The 22,267-nt window shown below is 63.8% G+C and carries 19 protein-coding genes and 1 pseudogene; 10 read left to right on the forward strand and 10 right to left on the reverse strand.

The window, feature by feature from the left end:
* Positions 1-28 precede the first annotated feature (28 nt).
* The 3 genes from ACHMW6_RS17025 to copC are packed head-to-tail and all read right to left on the reverse strand — an operon-like array spanning position 29 to position 1,458.
* Positions 29-631 carry a copper resistance D family protein gene (locus ACHMW6_RS17025; protein ID WP_395408249.1) on the reverse strand — a complete coding sequence of 201 codons (603 nt, stop codon included), beginning with the start codon at positions 629-631 and terminating at the stop codon, positions 29-31.
* Positions 519-1,106 (reverse strand): hypothetical protein, encoded by a 588-nt coding sequence (locus ACHMW6_RS17030; RefSeq protein WP_395408250.1) that lies wholly within the window; start codon positions 1,104-1,106, stop codon positions 519-521. The genes ACHMW6_RS17025 and ACHMW6_RS17030 overlap by 113 nt, the downstream gene beginning before the upstream one ends.
* A gap of 1 nt (position 1,107) precedes the next feature.
* Positions 1,108-1,458 carry a copper homeostasis periplasmic binding protein CopC gene (copC, locus tag ACHMW6_RS17035; protein WP_395408251.1) on the reverse strand — a complete coding sequence of 117 codons (351 nt, stop codon included), beginning with the start codon at positions 1,456-1,458 and terminating at the stop codon, positions 1,108-1,110.
* Between the two features lie 245 nt (positions 1,459-1,703).
* On the opposite strand from copC, the gene ACHMW6_RS17040 reads away from it, so the two are divergent.
* The 5 genes and pseudogenes from ACHMW6_RS17040 (at position 1,704) to ACHMW6_RS17060 (ending at position 7,209) form a co-directional block, all read left to right on the forward strand.
* Positions 1,704-2,579 carry a GNAT family N-acetyltransferase gene (locus ACHMW6_RS17040; RefSeq protein ID WP_395408252.1) on the forward strand — a complete coding sequence of 292 codons (876 nt, stop codon included), beginning with the start codon at positions 1,704-1,706 and terminating at the stop codon, positions 2,577-2,579.
* 132 nt (positions 2,580-2,711) lie between these two features.
* Positions 2,712-4,092, forward strand: a pseudogene (locus ACHMW6_RS17045) (aspartate aminotransferase family protein).
* Between the two features lie 81 nt (positions 4,093-4,173).
* Positions 4,174-4,674 carry an Lrp/AsnC family transcriptional regulator gene (locus tag ACHMW6_RS17050; RefSeq protein ID WP_395408253.1) on the forward strand — a complete coding sequence of 167 codons (501 nt, stop codon included), beginning with the start codon at positions 4,174-4,176 and terminating at the stop codon, positions 4,672-4,674.
* A gap of 133 nt (positions 4,675-4,807) precedes the next feature.
* A complete protein-coding gene (locus tag ACHMW6_RS17055) occupies positions 4,808-6,250 on the forward strand; it encodes an NAD-dependent succinate-semialdehyde dehydrogenase (RefSeq protein WP_395408254.1) in 1,443 nt (480 codons plus the stop codon).
* On the forward strand, positions 6,250-7,209 hold the full coding sequence (locus tag ACHMW6_RS17060) for a M14 family metallopeptidase (RefSeq protein WP_395408255.1): 960 nt from the start codon (positions 6,250-6,252) through the stop codon (positions 7,207-7,209). Before ACHMW6_RS17055 ends, ACHMW6_RS17060 begins: the two co-directional genes overlap by 1 nt.
* Positions 7,210-7,256: 47 nt before the next feature.
* Here ACHMW6_RS17060 and ACHMW6_RS17065 read toward each other — a convergent pair whose 3' ends face one another.
* Both ACHMW6_RS17065 and ACHMW6_RS17070 read right to left on the reverse strand, forming a co-directional pair.
* Positions 7,257-7,991: a hypothetical protein gene (locus ACHMW6_RS17065; RefSeq protein WP_395408256.1), complete on the reverse strand. Its 735-nt coding sequence runs from the start codon at positions 7,989-7,991 to the stop codon at positions 7,257-7,259.
* A complete protein-coding gene (locus tag ACHMW6_RS17070) occupies positions 7,973-9,196 on the reverse strand; it encodes a DUF1624 domain-containing protein (RefSeq protein ID WP_395408257.1) in 1,224 nt (407 codons plus the stop codon). The genes ACHMW6_RS17065 and ACHMW6_RS17070 overlap by 19 nt, the downstream gene beginning before the upstream one ends.
* Positions 9,197-9,431: 235 nt before the next feature.
* On the opposite strand from ACHMW6_RS17070, the gene ACHMW6_RS17075 reads away from it, so the two are divergent.
* The 4 genes from ACHMW6_RS17075 to ACHMW6_RS17090 all read left to right on the forward strand — a co-directional run bounded on the left by ACHMW6_RS17075 (position 9,432) and on the right by ACHMW6_RS17090 (position 14,456).
* A complete protein-coding gene (locus tag ACHMW6_RS17075) occupies positions 9,432-11,057 on the forward strand; it encodes an ABC transporter substrate-binding protein (protein ID WP_395408258.1) in 1,626 nt (541 codons plus the stop codon).
* 9 nt (positions 11,058-11,066) lie between these two features.
* Positions 11,067-11,759: a HupE/UreJ family protein gene (locus ACHMW6_RS17080; protein WP_395408260.1), complete on the forward strand. Its 693-nt coding sequence runs from the start codon at positions 11,067-11,069 to the stop codon at positions 11,757-11,759.
* A gap of 1 nt (position 11,760) precedes the next feature.
* A complete protein-coding gene (locus tag ACHMW6_RS17085) occupies positions 11,761-12,297 on the forward strand; it encodes a transmembrane anchor protein (RefSeq protein WP_395408262.1) in 537 nt (178 codons plus the stop codon).
* Between the two features lie 68 nt (positions 12,298-12,365).
* The gene (locus ACHMW6_RS17090; RefSeq protein WP_395408263.1) at positions 12,366-14,456 is read left to right on the forward strand and encodes a PepSY domain-containing protein; all 2,091 of its coding nucleotides are present in this window, start codon (positions 12,366-12,368) and stop codon (positions 14,454-14,456) included.
* Positions 14,457-14,513: 57 nt separating this feature from the next.
* Here the strand turns inward: ACHMW6_RS17090 and ACHMW6_RS17095 are convergent, their stop codons facing one another.
* On the reverse strand, positions 14,514-15,185 hold the full coding sequence (locus ACHMW6_RS17095; RefSeq protein ID WP_395408264.1) for a haloacid dehalogenase type II: 672 nt from the start codon (positions 15,183-15,185) through the stop codon (positions 14,514-14,516).
* Positions 15,186-15,433: 248 nt separating this feature from the next.
* On the opposite strand from ACHMW6_RS17095, the gene ACHMW6_RS17100 reads away from it, so the two are divergent.
* On the forward strand, positions 15,434-16,357 hold the full coding sequence (locus tag ACHMW6_RS17100; protein ID WP_395408266.1) for a 2-hydroxyacid dehydrogenase: 924 nt from the start codon (positions 15,434-15,436) through the stop codon (positions 16,355-16,357).
* Positions 16,358-17,040: 683 nt separating this feature from the next.
* Here the strand turns inward: ACHMW6_RS17100 and ACHMW6_RS17105 are convergent.
* From ACHMW6_RS17105 to ACHMW6_RS17120, 4 genes are all read right to left on the reverse strand, one after another.
* On the reverse strand, positions 17,041-17,430 hold the full coding sequence (locus ACHMW6_RS17105; RefSeq protein WP_395408267.1) for a hypothetical protein: 390 nt from the start codon (positions 17,428-17,430) through the stop codon (positions 17,041-17,043).
* Positions 17,431-17,445: 15 nt separating this feature from the next.
* Positions 17,446-18,177, reverse strand: a complete 732-nt coding sequence (locus ACHMW6_RS17110; RefSeq protein WP_395408268.1) for a DUF4198 domain-containing protein — start codon at positions 18,175-18,177, stop codon at positions 17,446-17,448.
* 11 nt (positions 18,178-18,188) lie between these two features.
* Positions 18,189-20,186: a TonB-dependent siderophore receptor gene (locus ACHMW6_RS17115; RefSeq protein WP_395408269.1), complete on the reverse strand. Its 1,998-nt coding sequence runs from the start codon at positions 20,184-20,186 to the stop codon at positions 18,189-18,191.
* A gap of 468 nt (positions 20,187-20,654) precedes the next feature.
* Positions 20,655-22,127: an aldehyde dehydrogenase family protein gene (locus ACHMW6_RS17120; RefSeq protein WP_395408270.1), complete on the reverse strand. Its 1,473-nt coding sequence runs from the start codon at positions 22,125-22,127 to the stop codon at positions 20,655-20,657.
* Between the last annotated feature and the right edge of the window lie 140 nt (positions 22,128-22,267).

Raw genomic sequence — 22,267 nt, forward strand, 5'->3', positions numbered from 1 at the left:
CACGCGCAGCGCGGCAGCGCCTGCGCCGCTATGCCATTGCGGGAGGCTGCTGGGCGACCAGGACAGCGGCGGCCAGCATGGCGGCTGCCAGCACGATGGATTCGATTTGCAGCACCAGGCGCGCACTGGCGAGCGCTTCTTCATCGCCCGCTTCGGCGCGCGGGAAGGCTGCCAGTTTGTTGTAGCCGCCCATGGCCGCGGCCAGCAGGACCAGCGCTACTTTTACGATCAGCGCGCTGCCGTAAGGGTTGCCCAGCGCATTCGCCGGGGCGCCGAGGCCATGCCAGGCGTTGTAGATGCCTGTCGCCAGGATGCCGCCGAAGGCGATGGTCGCGGCGCCAGACAGGCGGCGCATGTACGCCACCGGCGCCTGGGCGTCTGAGTCCGCGGGTGCCGCCCGGCGCGGCATCACGATCCACGCTGCCACCGTCACGCCGCCCAGCCACAGGCAGACCAGCACCAGGTGCGTCCACTCGATCAGCATGGAGGCGGTCATCAAGCCGTTTTCCGCCGCGTGACTATTCGCCACCCGTGCCGCAGCGAACGCCGCCAGCAGGCCCGCGGCCAGCAGCCGCCAGCGCGTGCTGTCGCCGGCCATGTCGTCGCCAGCGTGCTGCGCCGACGCTGACACGTCCCCCAACGGCGACATCTGCGGCTGCGTCGCCGCGGACCGACGGCGGGCCGCCATTGGCTGCGCGCCGCGCTTCAAAAGGAAGAACGACCGCCGTCTGTGCGGCGCGGACGGAGCGGCCGCGCAGCAGCAGCGGTCCAGCCAGAACCAGGGCGGCCGCGCAGGCAAGACCGAGCATGCCCGCCTTGCCGAACTCCGTGGCGGTGAGCATCGTCCAAAGCGCAGGGAAGGCGTCGAAAGGCGGCAAGCCGGCCATGGTCGCGGAGGCCGACCATAGCGCGGCAAACTGGCCTGCAAGGCAAGCCAGCGCCACGGGACGCCAGCAGGCGTCCAACCGCGCGCGCACAATCGCGCCGGGCGCGCCGGCGGCCGCGTCGCGCAGCCAGTGCCGCGCCGACAGAACGCCGAACAGCCCCGCCAACGCCAGGTTCACAAGCCATGCGCTGCCGAACTGCAGACCCTGCGCGAAATCCACCTTACTTCACCGTGAAGGAATAGCTGCCCTTGCGGCGATGGCCGTCCGGACCGACGGCGACCCAGTTCACCTGGTAGGAGCCCGCCGCCAGCGAAGGCAGGTCAAGCTTCAGCAGCACCGGGTCGGCCGAATCGACGAAAGCCTTGCTCTCGCCTACCGCCTTGCCCGAGAAATCCTTCAGTTCGATCGAACTGAATGCCGGTTCGACCTTCTCGTTGAAGGTCAGCACGATCTGCTGCGGAGCCTTGTCCAGCGTGGCGCCGGCGGCGGGAATGGACTGCTTCACAGTGGCGTGCGCAAATACGAGCGGCGCAACAGCGCTCAACAGCAAACCGGTCACAAAACGTTTCATGGCATATCCCTAAAAATGACGAATAGTCGGCATATCTAACCCGCTCCAGCCTACCCCGGTCAAGGGGTTTTCACAACTTGATAGGGAAGCCAAAAGAGGGCCGATTTTTCAGCACTTTGTGCCGAATCTTCCGGCCGGCACGGGATGCCATTGCGTTCTTGAAAACCCGCTGGCGCAGGCGCCAAAACGTGGGGTAGCATGGCTGCACGCCGCGATGGAAACGGCATTCTACTAACGGAGGAAACGTGACAGAGCAAATCAATGGCATGGTCCTGTGCTACCGCCGCATGACCGAGGCCGACGTGCCCGCCGCGCACCAGCTTTCCCTTGCCGTCCGCTGGCCGCACCGCCTGGAAGACTGGCAATTTGTACAACGCCTGGGCGCCGGCTATGTGGCTGAAGCGGAAGGACCGGATGGACAACCCGTGATCGCGGGCACCGCACTGTGCTGGAGCCACGGTACGGAATTCGCCTCGATCGGCATGGTCATCGTGTCGCCCGACTGGCAGGGCCAGGGTATTGGCAAGAAGCTGATGTCCCTGGTACTGGGTGAACTGGGCAAGCGCACCGTGCTGCTGCACGCCACCGAGGCAGGCAAGGCGCTTTACGAGTCCTACGGCTTCACGGCTTTCGGCACCGTACACCAGCACCAGGGCACTGTGTTCAAGACGCCGCTGATGCAACTGCCGGTCGGCGAGCGCATTCGACCACTGGGGGCACGTGATGCGTCGAAGATTGCCGCACTGGGCGCCCGCGCCGCCGGCATGCCGCGCGCCACCGTGCTGTCCGCACTGCAGAACGTGGCCGAGGGCGTGGTGATCGATCGCTACGACGAGATGATCGGCTTCGCGCTGCTGCGCCGCTTCGGGCACGGCTACGCCATCGGTCCTGTGGTCGCACCGGACATCGAACGCGCCAAGGCCCTGATCGCCCACTGGACCGGCACCTACGGCGGCGCCTTCCTGCGCATCGACGTCAGCGCGCAGTGCGGCCTGAGCCCCTGGCTGACGGAGCTTGGCCTGGTGCAGGTGGACAGCGTGCTGGCCATGTCCCGCGGCGAGCCGCCCTTATGCGATCCGGGCATGAAAGTATTCGGTTTGATCAGCCAGGCACTGGGCTGAACGCAGTGCAGCAGAAAATGCCGGGGCAAGCGTAAATCCGCAATTTAAGCCCGCCCCGGACCGCAGCAATCGCAAGCTTTCACTTGCAGTCCCGCCCTAAGATGGTTCCAGGATCACACCACGGAAACCATCATGCAAAAATCATCCCTGATTGACCTTGACCGACAACACCTGATTCACCCTGTCACGAACTTCCGCGCCCACGAAAAGCGCGGCCCGACCATTCTCACCGAAGGCAAAGGCGCCTGGCTGCGCGACGCGGATGGCAATGAGTTGCTGGACGCCTTCGCCGGCCTGTGGTGCGTCAACACCGGCTATGGCCAGCAAAGCATTGTCGATGTGGCGATGGAGCAGATGCAGCGCCTGCCTTATGCGACCGGCTACTTCAGCTTCGGCTCCGAGCCCGCGATCAAGCTCGCCGCCAGGCTGGTCGAGCTGGCGCCACCTTCGCTGACTCACGTCTACTTCACGCTGGGCGGTTCGGACGCAGTCGATGCCGCCATCCGCTACATCAGCTACTACTACCGCGCACTGGGCAAGCCGGAACGCGACCAGTTCATCTCGCTGCAGCGCGGCTATCACGGTTCCTCGTCCATCGGCGCGGGCCTTACGGCGCTGCCGGTCTTCCACCGCAACTTCGGCCTGCCGCTGCCGAACCAGCACTACATCTCGTCGCCCTACCCTTACCGCCACGCGCAAGGCGCGGATCCGCAGGCACTGATCGCCGCATCCGTAGCCGAACTGCGCGCGAAAGTGGCCGAGCTGGGAACTGACCGTGTGGCTGCCTTCTTCTGCGAGCCTGTCCAGGGCTCGGGCGGCGTGATCGTGCCGCCGAAAGGTTGGCTGAAGGCGATGGCCGATACCTGCCGCGAGCTGGGCATCCTGTTCGTGGTCGATGAAGTCATCACCGGCTTTGGCCGTACCGGCCCGCTGTTCGCATGCGAAGCGGAAGGCGTAGAGCCGGACATGATGACGATGGCCAAGGGCCTGACCGCGGGCTACTGCGCCAATGGGCGCTCTGATGATGTCGGACGCCGTCTACCAGGCCATCGCCGAAGGCGCCGGTCCGGAAACCCCGGTCGGCCACGGCCAGACCTATTCCGCGCATCCGGTCAGCGCCGCCATCGGCCTCGAAGTGCTGCGCCTTTACCATGAAGGCGGCCTGCTGGCCAACGCCCAGGCGCAGGCGCCCCGCTTCGAGCAGGGCTTGCGCGACCTGCTTGTGCATCCGCTGGTTGGCGACGCCCGCAGCCGCGGTTTGCTTGGCGCGCTGGAGCTGGTGTCGGACAAGGCAAACAAGACGCTCTTTGACCCTTCGCTGCGCATCTACGAACGCATCGGCCAGGCGGCCTCGCAACAGGGAGTCATCTTCCGCGCCTTCACCGACGGTAACCTCGGCTTCGCTCCGGCGCTGTGCTACACGGAGGCTGAATTCGACCTGCTGTTCAAGCGTTTGCGCGCCACGCTGGACCAGGTGCTGGAACAGCCGGAAGTACGCAACGCCTTGCGCTGATTGCTCTTCCGTATCACGTTTTCTGCATGCTACAATCAATTCGGGTAGCCGGTTCCCGGCACCCGATTGCCAAGGGATTCTATGCTAGAAGGTGCGTTCAAACTGGACAGGATCGATATCCGAATCCTGGCCCATCTGCAGCAAAGCGGGCGGATTGCCAACGTGGACCTGGCCGATGCTGTCGGCCTGTCCCCAAGCCCCTGCCTGATCCGCGTCAAGCGCCTGGAGAAGGCTGGTTATGTGACCGGCTACGGCGCCCACATCGAACTGGAAAAAATCGGCAACGTGCAGCTGGTGTTCACGCAGGTCACCCTGTCCGACCACCGCCGCGAAGACTTCGCCAAGTTCGAAGCAGCGATCCGCAAGATTGACGAAATCGTGGAATGCCACCTGGTGAGTGGCGGCTTCGACTACCTGCTCAAGTTCGTCACCACCGGCGTGGTGCACTACCAGACCATTATCGAAGGCCTGCTGGACCAGCATATCGGCATCGAAAAGTACTTCAGCTATATCGTCATCAAGTCGCCTTTCACCAAGGGTTACTACCCGGTGGAGAAACTGTTTACACAGTCCGCCACCTGAAGAAACGGCGGCGCAGAATATGCCGCCGTTTCAGTAAATTCGAAATTAAAGCCGTTTCACAACTGCGATAACGGCCTCCTCCTCTCCCCCTCCCGAATTACCATGGTCCTACACTCACAGACCAGGGTAACTCATGACAACGTCCAACTACATCAATGGTGTATGGCAGCAGGCGCTGGATGGCGCCAGCTACGACGTCACCAATCCCGCCGATAACAGCTTTATCGCCGCCGTGCCGGACAGCTCGGGCGACGATGCACGCGCCGCCGTCGACGCCGCCGCTGCAGCACTTCCAGCCTGGCGCGCACGCAGCGCCCGCGACCGCGCACAGATCCTCAAGCGCTGGCACGCGGCCATCGTAGCGAATGCGGACGATCTCGCGATGATCATCTCCAGCGAACAGGGCAAGCCTGAAGCGGAGGCGCGCGGCGAGGTGGCCTATGGCGCCTCTTATGTTGAATGGTTCGCCGAAGAAGCCGTGCGCGCCTATGGCGATGTAATCCCCGAACCGGTACGCGGCAAAAAGATGCTGGTGCTGAAGGAGCCGGTCGGTGTGGTAGCCGCCATCACGCCTTGGAACTTCCCGCTTGCCATGATCGCCCGCAAGATCGCACCGGCGCTGGCCGCAGGCTGCACCGTGGTCGCCAAGCCTGCCGAAGACACACCGCTCACCGCGCTCGCGCTGGCCTCGCTGGCCGCGCAGGCCGGCGTGCCGCCCGGTGTGCTGAACATCGTCACCGCTTCGCGCGAACGCACGCCGGCGGTTGCCTCCGCATGGCAGGCCGATGGCCGCGTGCGCAAGATCACCTTTACCGGTTCCACCGCCGTGGGCAAGCTGCTGGCGCGCGGCGCAGCCGATACGCTGAAGAAGCTCTCGCTGGAACTGGGTGGCAATGCGCCCTTCATCGTGTTCGAAGATGCCGACCTGGACGCCGCCGTCAACGGCCTGATGGCCGCCAAGTTCCGTAACGGTGGCCAGACCTGCGTCAGCCCGAACCGCGTCTATGTGCACGAGGCAGTCTACGAGCGCTTCGCCGAAAAACTGGCGGCGCGCGTTGGCGCCCTCAAGGTCGGCCCGGCCACCGACGGCGAGTCGCAGATCGGCCCCATGATCAATCTGCGCGCCGTCGACAAGATCGCCGCCCATGTGGCGGACGCCCAGGCCAAGGGCGCCGTGGCGCTATGCGGTGGCGAACGCCTGCGCAATCTCGGCCCGAACTACTATGCACCGACCGTGCTGGGCGAAGCCACGCACGAGATGCAGCTCTCGCACGAGGAAACCTTCGGCCCCGTCGTTCCCCTGTTCCGCTTCCGCGACGAGGACCACGTGGCCGCACTGGCCAACGACACGCCCTTCGGCCTGGCCGCCTACTTCTACTCGCAAAACCTGGGCCGCGCCTGGCGCATGGCAGAGCGGCTGGAAACGGGCCTGGTAGGCATCAACGAAGGCGCACTGGCCGCCGAAGCCGCACCATTCGGCGGCGTCAAGGAATCGGGCTACGGCCGCGAAGGCTCGCGCTACGGCCTGGAAGACTATATGCACACCAAATATCTTTGCATGGGAGGACTGAACTGATGAACCTTGAACGTTATCCGATCGAGGTCGATTTCCCCAACCTGGATGCCTACGCCGAAGGCAATACCGGCGTCCCCTACGTCTACAGCTTCGACAGCGGCGTGCCGGGCAGCCACACGATGATCAACGCCCTCACCCACGGCAACGAGGTGTGCGGCGCCATCGCGGTAAAGGCGATGCTGGATGAAGGCTGGCGTCCGCGCCGCGGCCGCGTCACCTTCTCCTTCGCCAATGTGGAAGCCTACAAGCGCTGGGATCCGGAGAACCCGGATGCATCGCGCTTCGTGGACCAGGACTTCAACCGCGTCTGGAAGCCGGAAGTGCTGGACGACCTGTCGCGCGATTCCCAGGAACTGCGCCGCGCACGGGCCATGCGCCCCATCGTTGACACCGTCGACTTCCTGCTCGACCTGCACTCGATGCACGAGCGCAGCGCTCCCCTGAACGTCTGCGGCCCGCTGGACAAAGGCATCGCCCTGGCCCAGCGCCTCGGCACGCCGGCCCACATCGTCAGCGATGAAGGCCACTCGGAAGGCCGACGCATGCGCGACTACGCCGACTTCGGCCTGCGCGAAAGCTCGCGCAATGCACTGCTGATCGAATGCGGCCAGCACTGGGAAGCCAAGTCGGTAGCCGTGGCGCGCAATTGCTGCGCGCGTTTCCTGATCTTGTGCGGGAATATGGACGTAGCGGACATCCCTTCCGGCTGGTTGCAGCCGCTGCCCGAGCATCGCCACGTGGTGCGCGTAACGGACGCTGTTGTCGCCGAAAGCATGGACTTCCGCTTTGCCGAGAATTACACCGGCCTGGAAACCTTCGCCGACAAGGGCACGCTGATTGGATGGAACAGCGGTAAGGAAGTGCGCACGCCCTATCCGAACTGTGTGCTCGTCATGCCTTCGCTGCGCCAGCTGCGCCCCGGCGTCACCGTAGTGCGCCTCGGCCAACTGCTCGACTAAAGCAAGCGGCGCGCGCCTTTTTCCCGCGGCGCGCGCCGACCAATCCCTCAGCGCAGGAACTGCAGGCCGATATACATCACCAGGCCACGGCGGTGCTCCTTCGCGCCCGCGATATCCCTCCCGCCGCTCACATTCAGGATCAACCCCTCCTGCAGTTTCAGCTTGCCGCCCACGCTGGCGGTGGTCTGCCCACCGTCACGCGGTACGCGGCTGTGTTCCAGCTCCACGCGGCATTCCAGCACCGGCAGGCATTGATGCAGGACCTTCAGGCCTGCCTGCCATTCGTGCGGTCCTTCCTGCACGAAGTTGCGGCCGAATTCAGCGTAGAAACCAGTGTCGCCGCGCTTGTAGCCGGCGACGAGCGGCATCAGGAAGCTGTAGCCACGCGTCTCCAGTCCGCGCGAAGCGGTGGCGGAAGAAGAATTCCAGGACAGCTGCGGGAAGATGGCCAGCGCCGTGCCGCTTTCTTCGTCATCGAAGAAGCGCCATTTCGCGCCGGTCGTGATGTTGCCGAAGCCACTGGAGCGCGCCTCGCCCGCCTCGCGTGACCGCACATAAGGCATGCCCAGCAGGAGTTGCAGGCGCTCGCCGACACCGTAATTGATTTCCGCATCCGGAAACGCCACGCGCCAGCTGCCGTGATGGCGTTCATAGCTGATACCCAGGTTATTCTCCCAGCCGCGCGGGCCGGGAGTGTCGGTATCTTCAGTGGCGGCGGCTGGCAGTGCCAGCACCGCCATCGTGATGCAGGTGGCGCAGGACTTCAGAAATAACGAACCCATGCTGCCTTCGACGTCCGCTTGAAGTTGGCAAAGGCCTTGCATGGCACGTACAGCACCGGCATCAGCAATGGCGCGACAATCCAGACCGGCCAGACTTCGCTCACGCCCCAGCGCTCACCGTGGTTGGCGCCAAACAACGCTACCAGCACATGCTGAATGATCAGCAGGACATAAAGGTGCAGCAGGTAATAGAACATCGGCGCGCCGCCAAAGGTCGCGCAGGCGCGGGTGAACCAGTTCTCCATCGGCTCCATCCAGGCGGCGACCAGCGCGCCCACACCCAGCGTCAACAACAGGAAGTCCAGCGAAGGCGGATACTTCGTGTAGTTGAAGAAGGACATCACGGTGTGGATCGCGTCCTGACCGTGCACCCATGGCAGTTCCTCGCCATAGATATTGAAGCCGCGCAGGACCGCCAGCAGCAGCAAGGCGCCGGCGCCGAATGCGCGCAGCAGGGTGCGGCGGCGCTCCGGCGTCATGCCACGCCCGAACAGCGGTCCGACGGCGTAGCCGCACAGGATTACACCGATCCACGGCAGCAGCGGATAAGTGACCTTCAGCTTCACTGCGCCCTCCGCGACCAGGTAGCCGCGATGCAGCAGCACGGTCCAGACGTAGTACGCGAAGGTGCCCGGCTCAAAACTCATCCAGGTCAGCGCATTGTGGCCGAAGACGATCAGCAGGCCCACGGCGCCAATCAGCTTGATCGGCAGTTTGTGGACCAGGCCGAGGAAGATCATGGCCAGGCCAATCACCCAGATCACCTGCAGGTACAGCGTCGCCGGCGGAAACACGCCGGCCCAGGCAAAGTTCACGGCGAAGATTTCCAGCACCACCAGCAGCAGGCCGCGCTTGACGAGGAAGCCGGTTGCATCACGCGGGCCGGCAGACGGATTGGCATACAGCCAGGCCGAAAGTCCGGTCAGGAAAACAAACATCGGCGCACAGAAGTGCGCCGCCAGGCGGGTGAAGAATAGTGCGGGTTCCGTGGCGTCGATCGTCATCGGATCGGTGACCTGATTATGCAGGTATATCGTTTCCCGCACGTGGTCGAACAGCATGATAAGCATCACCAGGCCGCGCAGGACGTCAATAATGGCAATCCGCGAACGGACGGCCTGCTCGGTCAGGTTGGTAGTGGCGGTTGGTCCCGCCGGCGGTTGGGCCCAAACGGCCGGATTATGAATGCTGGTTCGGTCCATCATGCACTTTCTCTTTATATCTCCGGGGTTAATGGATGCGCGCAAATCCATTGTAAGTAGCGGCAATGGTTTTTTCTGCTTAGTTGGCCCGCGCCCACGGTGCCGGAAACACGAAGTTCTGCCCCGCGCAGCATATTCTACGGCGACGCAAACTATGCTGGCGGGCGCCCGGAAAACCGCCATTTCTGCGTCGCCGCCCTCTGTAAACGCTACAAAGGCTGCGTTAAGCTGTGATGTAATGAGTTTATCAACGAAGCGCATAAGGGTCACTGATGAGAGACGAGATGTTCGGCGCCCGCAGGGCAAGTGGAATGTGTCAAGGCGCGGCGCCCTGCGGCGCCTGGCTGGCATTGGCGCGGGCGGCCTGCTGCTGCCCGGCGGCCTGCTGCATGCTGCCGGACGTGGACAGCCGGAAGCCGCTACGCCGCGCCGCGGCGGTTCCATGACCATTGCCACCCAGTCCAGCTCCACCGCTGATACGCTGGACCCGGCCAAGGGCGCACTGTCCACGGACTATCTGCGCACTCATATGTTCTATAACTGCCTCACGTGGCTGGACCCGCAGCTTGCGCCGCACATGCTGCTGGCGGAGAGCGTCGAAACCACTGATGCGATTACCTGGACTGTCCAGCTGCGCAAGGGCGTGCAATTCCACGACGGGAAGCCACTGACTTCCGCCGACGTGGTCTTCGCCCTCAACCGCCACAACGACCCGGCACTGGGTTCCAAGGCGCGCGCCGTGTCGCAACAGTTTGAATCCGTGCGCGCCACGGGGCCGCTCACTGTCGAGATAGTGCTGAAAGGCGCCAACGCCGACCTGCCGGTGGTGCTGGCCACTTCGCACTTCGCCATCATCGCCGACGGCACCACCAGCTTCGCCACCGCCAACGGCACGGGCGCCTTCCGCTGCAAGGAATTCACGCCAGGCGTGCGTACGGTCGCCCAGCGCAATCCTAATTACTGGCGTCCCGGCCTGCCGTATCTGGATGAAGTGCTGCTGCTGGGGATTCCCGACGAATCCGCGCGCATCAACGCCCTGCTGTCCGGCGACGTGCACTGGGTGAATGAAGTGAATCCACGATCCACCAAGCGCATTCGCGGCGAGCCCGGATTCACGGTGATGGAAAGCCAGTCCGGCCTTTACACGGACCTGATCATCCGCCAGACCGTGGGACTGGGCCGCAATCCCGATTTCACGCTGGGCATGAAGTACCTGATGGACCGCGAACAGATGAAGCGCGCGGCCTTCCGCGGCTACGCAGTGCTGGGCAACGACCACCCTATCGCGCCGAGCAACCGCTATTACTTTGCCGACCTGCCGCAGCGTCCCTACGATCCGGACAAGGCGCGCTTCCATCTGCGCCGCGCCGGTGCGCTGGGCATGACGGTGCCGGTGGTCGCGTCGGTCGCCGCCACCGGCTCGGTCGATATGGCGATGCTGCTGCAGCAATCCGCACAAAAGGCTGGCCTGAACCTGGCACTGAAGCGCGTTTCGGCCGACGGTTACTGGTCTAATCACTGGATGAAGTCACCCGTCGGTTTCGGCAACGTCAACGCGCGCCCCACGGCGGATATGGTCTTCACCCAGTTCTTCAAGTCGGATGCGCAATGGAACGAATCCGGCTGGAAGAACGAGCAGTTCGACCAGTTGCTGGTACTGGCGCGCGGCGAAACCGACGAGGCCAAGCGCAAGCAGTTTTATGCGGACATGCAGGTGATCGTGCACGAGAAGTGCGGCGTCGGCATCCCGTTGTTCATCACCAACCTGGAAGCCTTCAGCAGCAGGATCAAGGGTGCCGTCGCCCATCCGCTGGGCGCGTTCATGGGCTTTACCTGCGCTGAACAGGTATGGCTGGAAAGCTAAAGGATCACTATGCGCAATGCCCGATCGCTGCTGCTGTTTGCCCTGCTCGCACTGTTTGCCGGCGTGTGCCTGGCGCATGGTGTGGCCGATGACGACAAGGCCTATTTCGAACAGGCCGCCGGGGTCAACCTGATTCCCTTCACCTATCTCGGCGCCAAGCACATGGTCACCGGCTACGACCACCTGCTCTTCCTCGTCGGCGTGATCTTCTTCCTGTACCGCCTGAAGGACGTGGGCTCCTACGTGACCCTGTTCGCCATCGGCCACAGCGTGACCCTGCTGGCCGGCGTGCTGAGCGAAACGCACGTGAATCCGTATGCGGTGGATGCGATCATCGGCTTCTCGGTGGTCTACAAGGCGCTGGACAATATCGGCGCGCTCGAGAAGATCCTGGGCTTCCAGCCGAATACGCGGGCTGCCGTGCTGATTTTCGGCTTGTTCCACGGTTTCGGCCTGGCGGCCAAGCTGCAGGAACTGGCTTTGTCCCGCGATGGACTGGTACCGAACATCGTCGCCTTCAATGTGGGCGTGGAAATCGGCCAACTGCTGGCACTCAGCAGCATCCTGATCGCCATGGGCTACTGGCGCCGCAGCGCGATGTTCGCCCGCCAGGCCTTCAGCGCCAATGTAGTGCTGATGATCTGCGGCTTTGTGCTGATGGGTTATCAGCTGACCGGATACTTTACCCAACAAGGAGCCTGACATGGCAAACACCGCCACCGCCGCCCAGCCGCTGCCATCCCTCGCCCAACTCGGCAAAGCCACCGTCACCGCGCTCGCCGTAGCGGGTGTGATTCTCACGACCACGGTGCTGCCGGCCGAATATGGCATCGATCCGATCGGCGCCGGGCGCGCACTTGGGCTGCTGAAAATGAATGCCGGCGGTCCGTCCGCCGCCGCGGCGCCGGCCATTGTCCCTGCAGCTCCAGGCGCGCCGGCTGCCGGCGCTTCCACCAGCCCGGTCGTGCGCACCGATGCGGCCTACCGCAGCGACGAGATGAGCGTCACGCTGGCGCCGGGCGAAGGCGCGGAAATCAAGGCGCTGATCCGCAAGGGCCAGCAGTTCGTGTTCAACTGGTCCACCGACGGCGCGCCCGTGAAGGCGGACATGCACGGCGAACCGGAAAACGCCAAGCCGAACGAATTCACCACTTACTGGAAAGAACCGCAGCAGACCCACGGCCAGGGCAGCTTTACCGCAGGCTTCGACGGCATCCACGGCTGGTTCTGGCGCAGATAGGGCGCCCAGCCGGTAACCATCAAAGTACAGGTCAGCGGCTTCCACGAGAAGCTCTACCGCCCATCCTGATGTTCCGTTCGCGCACTCTACGTCCTTCGCCGGCCTCCGCTTCAAAGCGCTCCGGCTTCGCGGGACTGGTGCGCAGCTTCCACCGCTGGTGTGGATTGACGGCCGGCCTGCTGCTGGTCGTCGTCGCGCTGACCGGCGCGGGGATGGCCTTCCGCTGGCAGCTCGAACCTTCACTCGGCGCGAGCCTTTTGCGCGTGCCGGCATGCACCGCGCCCCTGCCTCCTTCACGGCTGGTGTCCGCCGCACATGCCGCGAATCCCCAAGCCGGCGCATTGTCCGCCATCCGCATGTATGCAGACCCGAATGCCAGCACGCGCGTGCGCTTTGGCGATGGACGCTGGGTCTATGTCGATCCCTGCTCCGGCCGCGTGCTCGGCATCCAGGACGCTTATGGCGGCTTCTTTGGCACCCTGGCGTGGGTACATATTTTTGGCTACCTTTCATTCGGAGCCACCGTCGCCGGCCTGATCGCCTTCGCAGTCATGGCGTTTGTGATCGCCGGCTTGTGGCTTTGGTGGCGCAGCCGCGGCCACCGCCCCCCTCGTTCCGCGCTGTCCGGCGGCGCGCGGCGTTTGCAGTTGCATCGCAGCGTCGGGCCCTGGTGCGCCCCGGTCCTCCTTTTACTGACGCTCACGGGCGTCCCACAAGCCTTCCCGGCGCTCGGCGACGCATTGCAGGCCGCAGGCCGCGCGGCACCCGCCACTCCCGTCGGCCGCGCCACGCCCGCCGCACTTGCCGCATCGCCGCGCCCCGGCGCGAACGCCATCGACACCGCGTGGCGCCATGCCATCGCCGCACCGTGGCAGCAAATTCAGTGGCGCGTCGGCCCCGCCTCCGCCGGTCAGCCAATCAAGGCCGAAATTACCGCCGCGACAGCGCCCCACGCCTACGCAGCGGGCCTCGCCAGCTATGACCAGGCGAGCGGCGCGCCGCTGCAGTACGAACCTTACGACCACGCCGCAACCGGCCGCAAGACCTGGCTATGGGCCCTCGCCCTGCACTACGGCGCAGTTGGCGGAGCGGTCTGGCCGCTGATACTCTTCCTGTCCGTCCTTTCGGTTCCCGTGCTGGCGTGGACAGGCGCAGCAAGCTATCTGCACCGCCGCCAGCGCTTGCGCCCCGCGGCAGCGCTGAACCTGCTGTTGAAGCACAAGCGGATGGAGGCGGCCAACGTCTGTTCCTTCGAGTTTGTCCATCCCCGGGGCCGCAAGCTGCCGCCCTGGACGCCGGGCGCACATATCGACATCCATATTGCGCCCGGCCTCGTGCGACAGTATTCGCTGTGCGGCGATCCGCGCGATCGCAGCCGCTATCTGATTGCCGTCCACCGGTGCTCGCCATCGCGCGGCGGCTCGCAAGCCATGCACGAGAACTTGAACGAAGGTGACCTGGTGCAGGTCGGCACTCCACGCAATCAGTTCCCACTGGCGGACCACTCACCGCACACCGTGCTGCTGGCCGGCGGCATCGGCATCACTCCTTTGCTCGCCATGGCAGAAAAGCTGTCCGCGGCAGGCGCCAGCTTTGAGCTGCACTATTGCGCACGTTCGGCGGGAGAGGCGGCATTCCTTGCGCGACTCGGCGAGGATCGATTCAGCGGCCGCGTGCGGCTCCACTTCAGCCAGGGCGGCCAGCGAGTGGACCTGGACACGCTGCTGTCCTTGCCAAGTGATGGCGCCCGGCTGTATATCTGCGGATCCGGGACGTTCACAGACGCCGCTCTCGCCACAGCGAAGCGTCTAGGCTGGCCGGACGATACGGTCAGCACCGAGCGGTTCGCGCCGGCCGCCGCTGCATCGACCGCCGCGGACGCACAGCCGCAGCGGGCTTTCGACCTGCTTATCGCCAGCACCGGCCGCGTGGTCCACGTGCCTGCCGAACAGAGCGCGCTGGAAGCCTTGCTGGCAGCGGGAATCGCGATTCCCACGTCCTGCGGACAAGGCGTTTGCGGCACCTGCATCACCGGCGTACTGGAAGGCGAACCCGATCACCGCGATCACTGCCTGTCGCCGGAATCACGGGCAGCCAAAGACTGCTTCACGCCCTGCTGCTCCCGCGCCCACAGCGCTCACCTGATCCTGGACCTGTAAACGAAAAAAGCGGCGGCGCCGGCCAGGAAGGCCAAGCGCCGCCGCCCAGGAGAGATCTTACAGGCCGACCAGGGCTGCCAGTCCGCCGATATCCTTGATCTCGGTGTAGCCGTAGAATGGCGTACCCGGTTCGTGGCCGCGGTTGACGAAAGCCTTGTTCTTGATGCCCATATCGTGCGCCGACATCAGGTCATAGCGCATGCTCGACGAAACATGCAGGAAGTCTTCCGGCTTCGCATCCAGCTGGTCGATCATGTATTCGAATGCCTGCAGACGCGGCTTGTAGGCCTTGGCCTGCTGGGCCGTGTAGACGCGGTGGAACGGCACTTCCAGTTTCTCCACGTTGTGGACGAGCTGGTGGTCCATGGCGTTGGACAGGATGACCAGCGGGATCTTGTCCGCGATCTTGGCCAGGCCGGCCACGGTGTCCGGATGCGGGCCCCAGGTAGGCACGGCATCGTAGATCGCGCTCACGTCGGACTCGCGGAACGGCACTTTCCACTTGTTCGCGGTGCGCAGCAGCGAGTTGTACACCACTTCGTAATAGGGCTTCCAGGCGCCCAGCACTTCATCGAAGCGGAAAGCCGAGAAGTCCTTGCAGAACTGGTCCATGTCCTCTGCACGAATACGGTCGGCAAAGAGCTGACGCGCGGCAGGCGCCATCTGGAAGTAGATCAAGGTGCCGTAACAGTCAAAGCTGATGTATTTCGGCCTGAAGACGATGCTCATGGAAGCCCTTTCATTGGTTGATCGAAGTATGAACATCATACCCAGCGCAGGCCAGACGATGGTGCCGCATTGGCCCGCGCAACGCACAGAATGCGGCGTTTGCGCCCAAGTGCGCAGCATATTTTGCTGCTCCTCCGGCCCTATACTGACGAGCAAACCAGAGGCGTAACCCAAGTGTCAGGCACGATGTGCCTGACACTAGCTTCACGCCGTGGGTTCTTACAATTCTACCGCCGGAGCAAGCGAAAATGACCGTACTCTTAAAGACCGACGCCGACCGCGCCGCGCGCTGGGCAGCCTATTTTGCCGAGCACGCGCCGGACATCGATTTCCGCACCTGGCCCGACGCCGGCGATATGGCAGACGTCCGCTATTTCATCGGCTGGCAGGCCGACCGCGAGCTGCTGGCGTCCATGCCTCAGCTGGAAGTCTTCTTTGCCTCGGGCGCCGGCGTCGATCATCTGGACTTCAGCGCAATTCCGGCCCACGTACCGGTCGTGCGCATGGTCGAACCGGGGATCGTGGAAAGCATGGTCGAATATGCGGTGATGAGCGTACTGGCGCTGCATCGTGACCTGCTGCATTACGCCCGTGCCGAGCCGGGCGCGTGGCAGGCCCGCCCCGTGCGGCCGGCCGGCACGCGCACCGTCGGCGTAATGGGCCTGGGCGTGCTGGGACAGGCGGTCCTGAAGCGCCTATCGTCATTTGGCTTCCGGCGCCGCGCATGGAACCGTTCCGCGCGCGAACTGGCAGGCGTAGATTGCTTTGCAGGCGACGCCGGGTTGGCGCCGTTTGCGGCCGGCTGCGACATTCTCGTCTGCCTGCTTCCACTGACGGACGAAACGCGTGGCATCCTTGGCCGCGAGCTGTTCGCAGCCCTGCCGCCTGGAGCAGCTCTGCTGAACGTCGGCCGCGGCGGGCACCTGGACCAGGATGCGCTAGTCGACTCTCTGCACAGCGGACAACTGAGCGCCGCCATCCTCGACGTAACCGAGCCTGAGCCCCTGCCTCCGGATCACGCCCTCTGGCATTCGCCGCGCGTGCTCATCACCCCGCACATCGCAGCCATGACGCAACCCGAGACGGCCGCCCCCGTCCTGCTGGCCAACCTCCGCCGCCACCTGGCCGGCCAGCCGCTCCACGACATCGTCGACCGCCACCGCGGCTACTAGAGGTCAGATCTGACCGCATCGTCACGCCACACCCGCATCGCGTCCGTATAGGGAGGGGTAGTTGATTTTTCGGTTTTTACTAAAAAGCGATATCCCTTACTACTCCGCGCTAGTCGTCACTATTTCGTCGGAGCTCGCGCTATTCGGGGAACTAATTCGAGCTGGCCCGTTCTAACAAACACAGTCCACAAGCAATGCTGGTCGGATTCTTTAACACTGGAGCCCTTCATTTGCGAGGCGATCCGTAACTATCTGCGGCCGGCGCCAGCAGCGCAGGCGCAGGCGGCAGTCGCAATGCGTGGAAGGCCGTCTGGCTCTGCTTTCCCGCAGTGAGGAATGGCTGCTTGCCGATGTCTGCCGTTCCGCGCGGAATGCGGCGATAGCGCGTTTGATTGGAGACAATGCCCGGACCGTGCGCCCGTCGAAGGAGCGGCGGCGCGAGCGGCGCGTTGCGGAGCGTCGCACAAGCCACGGCACGGATAGCTCAAAACGCACCCGTGACTTGCGTCACCGCGCCGCGCGCGACAGCGACTTATATTCAGCCGGTTCACGCCAAAGCGCATTAGGAGCGCCGGTCGCTATGAAAATGGGCGCCCCAAGCGCCTCGCGACGAACGGCCTTCCCGGAGTGAAGCACCAATAAAAAGGCGGGCTGGGCCCGCCAAAAACACACTCTGCTGTGACTTACTTGACGTCGAACGTGGCGCTGACCTTGGTTTTCTTGTCGGCCAGGGTGAGCACGGTCATGACCTTGCTGCCTTTCGCTACGCCCGCGGCCTTGCCGGACAGTTTGTTGTCGCCGGCCGGCGCCAGTGCGAATTCCTTCTTCGCGGCGCCGTTGACGACGGTGAACTTGCCGCTCATGCCGGCGCTGGGCATGTCGTCGCCATCGTCCTGCACGTAGAGGTCGACGCCATCGCCGCGCACGACCAGTTCCAGCCAGGTTTCGCCGACGGCCTGTACGATCCCGCCGTGGTTGGGCTGCGGCGAACCGTGGGCGCGGGCCAGGTTGCCGGTCAGTGCGGCGGTGATGGCGGCGCCGCTCAGCAGCAGCGCTGTCAGAATTCGTTTCATCTCAGAGTCTCCTGTTTATTCGGGTGCGTGGGGCAGGACAAAGGACAGCGAAGCCAGGTGCTCCACTCGGTTGTACTTCTTCGGCTGGTCCGGTTCGGACTCGTAGATCGCCACGATCACGTTCAGGCCCTGGTTACGCACCTTCAGCGTCACATTGCCATCCTTGTCGCTCAGCACCGGCGCACCATCCGGATCGTTGACCCAGTCGTGCAGCACCTTGGCGCCGGCAATCGGCTTGCCCTTGTACAGCACGCGCAGCTTGATCGGCTCGCCCAGCATTGCCGGCAGCTTCGCTTCGACGGGCACCACCTGCAGCACCTGGTCCGGCAGCGGCGCCAGTGGCGCCGACAGCGGCGCGCGCAGGTGCACGGCGTACTTCCACGTGCGCTCGCTCACCACGGCCGTCGGCACTTCATCCTTGCCCTTCTTGTGCCACTTCCCGTCCGGCGTCTTGCTCCAGGTGCCATTGTCCAGCACCGCGGCGACAACTGCCGGCTGGTTTTCCAGATTGACCAGCACCAAGCGGCCATCCGGTTCCAGCTTGGTCGGCACAGCCTTTCCGCTGGCGTCGTAGCCGGCCATGCTGGTCACCTGCGGCAGGCGCTTCAGCGAATCCAGGTCGTCTGCGCCGACACCGTACAGGAAGGCCAGCTGGGTGGCGCGTTGCGCGAACCAGATGCCGTGGGCCTGCACACTACCTGCCGCGAGGCCGGCGGCCACCAGGGCGGCAATCGCTATCTTTCTCATCTTGGATCCTTTCAGAACTTGTAGTTCAGGTTGAGGGTGATGGTGCGGTCCTGGCCTGGTGCGACCCAGACCTGTTGGTAAGAGCTGGCGTAGTACTGCTTGTTGAACAGGTTATCCACGTTCAGCGCAAGACGCAGGTTCTTGGTCGGCGACCACGAGGAAATGAACTTGAACGTGGTGTAGGCCGGCAGCTTGAAGTTGCTGGTGAAGGCCACGTCGCCGAAGCGTTCGCCGACGTAGGTCACGCCGCCGCCCAGGGTTGCCGCCTGGCCGTTGACGGTGAACGCCTTGGTCAGCACGATACTGCCGCTCTGGCGCGGCACGTTCGGGAAGCGGCTGCCGGTAATGATGGTCACGTCGCCCTTGGTGACTTTCGCATCGGTGTACGCATAGGCCAGCGCCAGGCGCAGGTCCTTGTAGATTTCGCCGGACACGTCCAACTCCACGCCCTTGCTGGCAACTTCGCCTGCCGGAATCGAGTAGTCGGTGTTGACCGGGTTCGTGGTCAGCACGTTTTCCTTGGTGATGCGGTACACGGCCAGGGTGCCTGTCAGCTTGCCGTCCTCCGTTTCCAGCTTCACGCCCGCTTCATAGGATTTGCTGTTTTCAGCCGGGAAGCCCTTGTTGTCGATGCTGATGCCGCTGTTCGGGCGGAAGCCCTTGGACGCCGTGGCGTACAGCGAAATCGTGGGAATCGGCTGGTAGACCAGACCGCCGCGCGGGCTTGTCGCACTCAGCGACTGATCGTTGATGGCATTGGTGCGGAAGTTCTGCACGGTCTGGTCGTATTTGTCGTAGCGCACACCGAGCAGCATTTTCCACTGGTCCGTCAGGTCGATCTGGTCCTGGGCATAGAAGGCGTGGGACTTCTGGTTCTCCTTGGTGTCGATGGAGATCAGCAGCGGGTCGGCCTTGCCGCCATAAACCGGGTTGTAGATATCGATCGCGTAAGGATTGGTGGCGTTCGGGTTGCGGCGGGTCTGGATGCGGCGGTCCTCGAAGCGGTAGAAGTCCGCGCCGAACAGCACATTGTGCTTCAGCGAGCCCGTTTCGAATTTGCCCAGCACTTCGAAACGGCCCGACTTGTCGGTCGCCTCGAAATCGCGGTAGCGGCGCTGGCGGCGCAGCGTGCGGCCATCGGCCAGCAGGTTGTTGGCCTCGGTGGAGAAGCCGATCAGCGAGCTGTCGCGGTAGGAAACGCCGGTCTGCAGCTTCCACTTCTCATTGAATTCGTGTTCGACGAAGATCTGGTGGCCCAGCGACTTCACTTCAATCGGACCATCATTTGGCTCGCCAAGGAAGCGCGAATTGGGGACCAGGCCAAGCACGCCGTTGACTGCCACCACGCCGCGGTCGAATGGCACGCGCTGCACGCTACGTTCGAGCTCATAGGACACCTTGGTGCTGTCGCCGATCAGCCAGATGAAGGATGGCGAGATGAAGCTGCGACGGGTCTCGATCGTGTCGCGGAAGCTGTCGCCCTTCTCGAAGGCGCCGTTCAGGCGGTAGGCAATGTCGTCGGTGATGCCGCCGGTGAGGTCAACAGCTGTGCGGTAGGTGTGGAAGCTGCCCACGGACAGGTCGATCGCGTAAGCCGGTTCGAAGCGCGGCTTCTTCGTCGTGATGTTGACCGTGCCACCCGGCTCGCCGCGGCCGTACAAAGCGGAGGACGGGCCTTTCAGCACTTCCACGCTGGCGGTGCTGGCCGAGTCGCGCAGGCCGTTGTAGCCGCGGCTGGAGCTGAAGCCGTTCACCAGGTAGTCGGAACCGAAGTTCGGATCGCCGGTGAAGCCACGCATCGAGTAGCTGTCCCACAGGCCGCCAAGGTTGGACTGGCGCGTGATGCCGCTGGAAAGATCCAGCGCACTCGCCAGGCTGGTTACGCCTGCATCCTTCAGCAGGTCTGCGGTCAGCACGCGCACGCTTTGCGGCAGGTCTTTCAGCAGCGTGTCGGTCTTGGTTGCACCTGTGGCGGAGAGCGCGCGGTAATTCTGGCGCGCGCCCTTCACGATGACTTTCTTGGTATCCGGGCTGTCCGCGGCGGCAGAAGCTTGGGCAGGATCTGCCGCAGCCGGTGCAGCTGCCGCCGGCGCATCCGCACTGGCAGGAGCTTCAGCCGCTACGGCGACTATGACGGGTGCCGGCGCTGCAGCTTCCGGCTCTTCTCGGCTTCGACCTTTGGCTCGGCAGCCATGGCTGCTAGCGGATAGGTCGCGGCCAGGAAAAGGGCCAGGGTGCGATGACGGGTGGGATGCATGACAAAACTCCTCTTGTAGTAAGTTGGATGTGTATTGCTGCGTCTTATGTAAGGATTACATCACGCGGGTCTTGCCATTTATCCTGTAATTGACCTGTCACAAAACAGCTTTATGTGCTTTTTGGCGCTTCCGACAGCACGGCTTGCTGACCTGGGCAAGCTTGCACAGTGAAAGGGCTCACTGTGCCATTTTGCACACTTCTGGTGCGAATTTTGCCACTCAAATATCGATTAAAACGCTCTTGAAACGCAAATTTGCCTCGTAAGACTGCTTGCCGAGGTCCTTTCCAATGCCCGAACGCTTGTATCCCCCGGTCGGAATCACGTAATCGTCGCTGCGACCGTAGCGATTTACCCACACTGTGCCGGCTTCGATGCCGCGCGCGCAGCGCAAGGCGCGGCTGATGTCCGCCGTATGGATGCCGGCCGCCAGTCCATATGATGGATGGTCACCCAGTGACAGCGCTTCTTCATCGTCATCGAAGACTTGCACGGTCAGCACGGGGCCGAAGATTTCGTCGCGCACCACTTCCATCGAAGAGTTCACGCCGGTCAGGATCGTCGGCTGATAATAGGCGCCCTCGCCCACCGGCTGGCCGATCCTGCCGCCCACAGCCAGCTGCGCGCCTTCTTCCAGGCCGCGCTGCACCATGCTGTCGATGCGCTGCGCGTCTTTCGGCGTGATGATCGGGGACAGCGTGGTATCGGCGCTCCACGTCGGACCTGGATGAAGCTGGGCGAAGGCGGACGAGATACCTTCTATCAGTTGCTCGGCCACGCCACGTTGCACGATCAGGCGTGAGCCTGCCACGCAGACCTGGCCCGCGTTGCCTGCAATGGCGCCGGCCACCATGCGCGCCACCTTGTCCAGGTCCGGCGCGTCGGCGAAGACGATTTGCGGGCTTTTGCCGCCCAGTTCCAGCGTGACGGGCTTGGTGCCGGTCTGCGCGCAAGCCTGCATGATGGCTGCGCCGGTGCGGGTGGAACCAGTGAAGGTGACTTTGGATACCAGTGGATGGCGCACAAGCGCATCGCCCGTCGTATGGCCCAGGCCCTGGACAATATTGAAGATACCTGGCGGCATGCCGGCTTCCACGGCCAGTTCGGCCAGGCGCAGCACGGAGAATGGCGTCAGCTCGGACGGCTTCAGCACAACAGCATTACCTGCCGCCAGCGCCGGCGCCACCTTCCAGGAAGCCATCACCAGCGGGAAGTTCCAGGGCGCGATGGCGCCGATCACGCCATAGGGCTCGGCAATCGTCATGCCCAGCGACTCGCGGCGGGTCGCTGCCACGTCGCCGCCGATCTTGTCGGCGAATTCGGCAAAGAAGCGGATGCCTTCGGCGGTAAATGGCACGTCCCAGGCGATGGCGTTGGCGATGGGGCGGGTGGAGCCGATCGCTTCCAGCTTCGCCAGGTACTGCACATCAGCCTCGATCAGCTCAGCCCAGCGGCGCATCACGCGGGCCCGCTCGCGCGGCGCGCGTGTGGCCCAGTTAGTTGTTTTATAGGCCTGCCAGGCATTTTGCACGGCCTGATCCACCACGTCGGCCTCAGCCACCGGCAAGGCGGCGTATGGCTGGTTGTCGGACGGGCGGCGCACATCGAGGGTGTTCGCGGTACCTGCAACATGGCGGCCGCCAATGAAATGGGCGCTATTAATGGTCAACTGGTTCGGGTCAAAGCTTGGCATCACGATATCCTTGGAAATGAATGGTGCATTCAAAGATGCTAAGCCCGAACGCCTGGCATTTAATGCTGCCGACGGACCGCGTGGAGGCGCAAGCTTGTGAAGTTGGTGGGTATTTCGCTATAAGGCGGACCACAGCATAC

The sequence above is a fragment of the Pseudoduganella sp. UC29_106 genome, assembly GCF_044055365.1.
Taxonomy (GTDB): Bacteria; Pseudomonadota; Gammaproteobacteria; order Burkholderiales; family Burkholderiaceae_D; genus Rugamonas.

What these genes read in the sequence shown, in the direction of transcription:
- copC (WP_395408251.1), bottom strand. Translation starts at nt 1,458, where the DNA reads ATGAAACGTTTTGTGACCGGTTTGCTGTTGAGCGCTGTTGCGCCGCTC.
- ACHMW6_RS17050 (WP_395408253.1), top strand. Translation starts at nt 4,174, where the DNA reads ATGCTAGAAGGTGCGTTCAAACTGGACAGGATCGATATCCGAATCCTG.
- ACHMW6_RS17055 (WP_395408254.1), top strand. Translation starts at nt 4,808, where the DNA reads ATGACAACGTCCAACTACATCAATGGTGTATGGCAGCAGGCGCTGGAT.
- ACHMW6_RS17060 (WP_395408255.1), top strand. Translation starts at nt 6,250, where the DNA reads ATGAACCTTGAACGTTATCCGATCGAGGTCGATTTCCCCAACCTGGAT.
- ACHMW6_RS17065 (WP_395408256.1), bottom strand. Translation starts at nt 7,991, where the DNA reads ATGGGTTCGTTATTTCTGAAGTCCTGCGCCACCTGCATCACGATGGCG.
- ACHMW6_RS17070 (WP_395408257.1), bottom strand. Translation starts at nt 9,196, where the DNA reads ATGATGGACCGAACCAGCATTCATAATCCGGCCGTTTGGGCCCAACCG.
- ACHMW6_RS17075 (WP_395408258.1), top strand. Translation starts at nt 9,432, where the DNA reads ATGAGTTTATCAACGAAGCGCATAAGGGTCACTGATGAGAGACGAGAT.
- ACHMW6_RS17080 (WP_395408260.1), top strand. Translation starts at nt 11,067, where the DNA reads ATGCGCAATGCCCGATCGCTGCTGCTGTTTGCCCTGCTCGCACTGTTT.
- ACHMW6_RS17085 (WP_395408262.1), top strand. Translation starts at nt 11,761, where the DNA reads ATGGCAAACACCGCCACCGCCGCCCAGCCGCTGCCATCCCTCGCCCAA.
- ACHMW6_RS17090 (WP_395408263.1), top strand. Translation starts at nt 12,366, where the DNA reads ATGTTCCGTTCGCGCACTCTACGTCCTTCGCCGGCCTCCGCTTCAAAG.
- ACHMW6_RS17095 (WP_395408264.1), bottom strand. Translation starts at nt 15,185, where the DNA reads ATGAGCATCGTCTTCAGGCCGAAATACATCAGCTTTGACTGTTACGGC.
- ACHMW6_RS17100 (WP_395408266.1), top strand. Translation starts at nt 15,434, where the DNA reads ATGACCGTACTCTTAAAGACCGACGCCGACCGCGCCGCGCGCTGGGCA.
- ACHMW6_RS17105 (WP_395408267.1), bottom strand. Translation starts at nt 17,430, where the DNA reads ATGAAACGAATTCTGACAGCGCTGCTGCTGAGCGGCGCCGCCATCACC.
- ACHMW6_RS17110 (WP_395408268.1), bottom strand. Translation starts at nt 18,177, where the DNA reads ATGAGAAAGATAGCGATTGCCGCCCTGGTGGCCGCCGGCCTCGCGGCA.
- ACHMW6_RS17120 (WP_395408270.1), bottom strand. Translation starts at nt 22,127, where the DNA reads ATGCCAAGCTTTGACCCGAACCAGTTGACCATTAATAGCGCCCATTTC.